The sequence below is a fragment of the Congregibacter sp. genome, assembly GCF_045107095.1.
Classification (GTDB): Bacteria; Pseudomonadota; Gammaproteobacteria; order Pseudomonadales; family Halieaceae; genus Congregibacter.
Genome location: NZ_JBGCFU010000114.1, coordinates 1 through 2,885 on the forward strand (window position 1 = coordinate 1; position 2,885 = coordinate 2,885).

At 56.8% G+C, this 2,885-nt stretch carries 3 protein-coding genes and 1 tRNA gene; all 4 read left to right on the forward strand.

Features of this window, described 5'->3' with window-relative positions:
• Positions 1 to 166 precede the first annotated feature (166 nt).
• Positions 167 to 242 (forward strand) — tRNA-Lys (locus AB8B76_RS14085).
• 246 nt (positions 243 to 488) lie between these two features.
• The gene (locus AB8B76_RS14090) at positions 489 to 1,265 is read left to right on the forward strand and encodes an SDR family NAD(P)-dependent oxidoreductase (protein ID WP_405273423.1); all 777 of its coding nucleotides are present in this window, start codon (positions 489 to 491) and stop codon (positions 1,263 to 1,265) included.
• Positions 1,258 to 2,154 carry an MBL fold metallo-hydrolase gene (locus tag AB8B76_RS14095; RefSeq protein ID WP_405273425.1) on the forward strand — a complete coding sequence of 299 codons (897 nt, stop codon included), beginning with the start codon at positions 1,258 to 1,260 and terminating at the stop codon, positions 2,152 to 2,154. Before AB8B76_RS14090 ends, AB8B76_RS14095 begins: the two co-directional genes overlap by 8 nt.
• Positions 2,155 to 2,516: 362 nt before the next feature.
• The coding region (locus AB8B76_RS14100) for a hypothetical protein (protein WP_405273426.1) at positions 2,517 to 2,885 on the forward strand (369 nt) is incomplete at its 3' end.

Sequence of the window (2,885 nt, forward strand, 5' to 3'; positions counted from 1 at the left end):
ACGTGACGGATCCGACCCCGTATATTTAGATTTGCCCGGTTTTCGGCCGATCGCCGGTGTTGGGGCGTAATAAAGCGTTAACAGACCTGCTTTTATTGTTGTGTTTCGCTTTCGCGCCGCTAAACTATGCCGCTCGCTGCCTCAGGCACCTGTAGGCGGTGTACCAGGGACGTTAGCTCAGTTGGTAGAGCACCGGGCTTTTAACCCGTTGGTCCTGGGTTCGAACCCCAGACGTCCCACCATCTTTCTCTATCCCCCATGTTGCCTGCATGTTTACCCAAAAAATCAAATGGGTCCTGTGATCCATCTATTCGCTTGCGGGTTTGGTTAACTCCCTTTGCTGGTCTGCTCTACGCATGCCTTGTCCAGCGGGTTCGATTCCGCGCGAGACCGTGGGTTCTAAAGTGGCGCGTTTTCTGTTGTATTGGATTGTTCATGGAGCTTGCGTCTAGAGCTCGTTCGATTTGGGTAGTTAAGGGGAGAAGGAAATGGCGCTGTCGAAGTTCAGCCGTTCTATAGAGGGAAAGGTGGCCATCATTACGGGGGCAGCCAGCGGTATGGGGCAGGCGACCGCTCGAGTGTTTGCCGATGCAGGCGCACGGCTCGCGATCATGGATATTAACGCCGAGCCATTGGAGGCTGAGGCCGCACACATTGCTGCGGCCGGTTGCGATGTCAAGGCCTATGCGTTGGATCTGGCGGATAGTAGTGCGATCAAAACGGTGATTACTCAGGTTGCTGAAGACTTTGGTGGCATCGACATTCTAGTGAATAACGCGGGCATATCGCTCTTCAGCCCGATCGATTCGGAAAACTTTGAAGAGAGCTGGAATTTGTCGATGGCTGTGTTGCTGACGGCGCACACACGCACAATTCGTGCGGCACTACCGCACTTGCGTAAGGCGGAGCACCCGCGCATCGTCAATATCGCTTCGACCGAAGGGTTGGGGGCCACGGCAGGAGGAAGCCCTTACACCGCAGCAAAGACAGGGGTCATTGGCTTGACTCGATCGTTGGCGGTTGAACTGGGGCGAGAGAACATCACGGTAAACTGTATTTGCCCCGGGCCGATTAATACGGGCATGACCGCTGACATTCAGGATGAGCACAAGACTATTTTTGCGAAGCGAAGAGTGGCATTGCGACGCTACGCAGACCCTGAGGAGGTGGCGCATGGTACGTTGTCGTTGGTGTTACCCGCGTCCTCGTTCATTACCGGAGTAGCGCTGCCGATAGACGGTGGGCTTACCATTCGTAATGCATAGCTCTGGCTCCGATGGGCCGTTTGGAGCATTGACAGACTCGCAAGAGGTGCTGCGTTGGCAGGTGGGTGATGTACGGATTTCACGCTATGTCGAACTCACCACCGCCTCTCTGGGGCGACATTTGCTGCCGCAGGCCACACCGGATGCGCTAGCACCGGATGCGTGGCTTGCCCCCTTTCTCGATGAACAGCAGCGGCTCGTGCTGAGCATGCACAGCTTTGTGGTAGAGACGCCGGATCGCACGCTGCTGATCGACACCTGCATTGGCAATGATAAGGCGCGCAGCTATCCAAGATGGAACCACATGCAGTCAGACTTTCTGCAACGATTGACGGCGGATGGGTTTCCACCGGACTGCTTCGATACGGTGCTGTGCACACACATGCATGTGGATCATGTGGGCTGGAACACGCGGTGGTTGCAGGGCGTTTGGGTGCCAACCTTTGCGTCGGCTCGATATCTGTATAACGCTCTAGAGTGGCAGCATTGGCAGGCAGAACCGCAGGAATATGGGCCGGTGATTGAAGATTCGGTGCAGCCGATCATTACGGCAGGACTTGCCGACTTCGTGAGCGCAGACCATCAGGTATGCCCGGAAGTGCAGTTGGAGAGCACGCCCGGACACACGCCTGGGCATGTCAGTATTCATATTCGCTCACGCGGCGAAGAGGCGGTTATCACCGGCGATATGATTCATCACCCGTGTCAGATCGCGCACTCTGATTGGTCGAGTACAGCGGATGTCGATCCGGCCTTGGCAGCGGCGACTCGGGCAGACTTTCTCGCGCGCTACGCCGATCAGCCGGTGCTGGTGTTGGGTACCCACTTCGCGACACCGACGGCAGGCCGATTGGTGCGCGATGGTGATCGATATCGACTCGACTATTGATTTCGCCCAGACAGCGTGGGGAGATCGCGCGATGCCCCGCTTGGGTTATGCTGGTTGGCCCTAGCGCGCTTGCGCGCGGCCCTAGCGCGCTTGCGCGCAGTTGGCGACGAACCGAAGGTATTCCAGCAGAATTTTGAATCGGTTCACGCTGTAGATTGGTATTCGAGGGCTTGGTCACGGATTCTGGGTCCCGACTCTCTAAGCTTGAAACAGACTTTTTGTCCGAGCTGTGCGTGCGTTACTCAATGTCAGACAACTCTCTTTTTCGACGGTCGGGGCTGCTTCTGTGTCTGCTTACAGTGGGGCTAGGTCTCGGTAGCCCAGCGTTCGCGGAACGATACTCGCCCCTGTTTTCGAAGAAAATGTTGAGCACACTTGATCATGCGACGCGCGAGCGATTTGCGGCCCTTGAGGCGGAAAACTATCAGCGCTGGCGCAATCGCAATCCACGGGCCCCTGATTTGGAAGCAGCCGCACGTCAGCATGAAGAGACGGAAGCGGTCCTGCGGCGCATTCAGGAGAGCCGGGCGCTGGTCGCGGAGGCGAAGCGGCGCAATGCGCCCGGTGCCCACCTGACCCAGACGCAGAAAAAAAACTGCGCCACGGTAGCGGCTGAGATCAAAGAACTGAGTGCGGGTGGTACGTTTTACGAGCAAACGGCGGCGGGCGACAAGCGTTATCTGACCGACGAAGAAGTATCGAACCGAGTCAAGAGCCAACAAAAGAGTTAT

Coding starts and splice junctions, on each gene's coding strand:
- AB8B76_RS14090 (WP_405273423.1), top strand. CDS start 489: ATGGCGCTGTCGAAGTTCAGCCGTTCTATAGAGGGAAAGGTGGCCATC.
- AB8B76_RS14095 (WP_405273425.1), top strand. CDS start 1,258: ATGCATAGCTCTGGCTCCGATGGGCCGTTTGGAGCATTGACAGACTCG.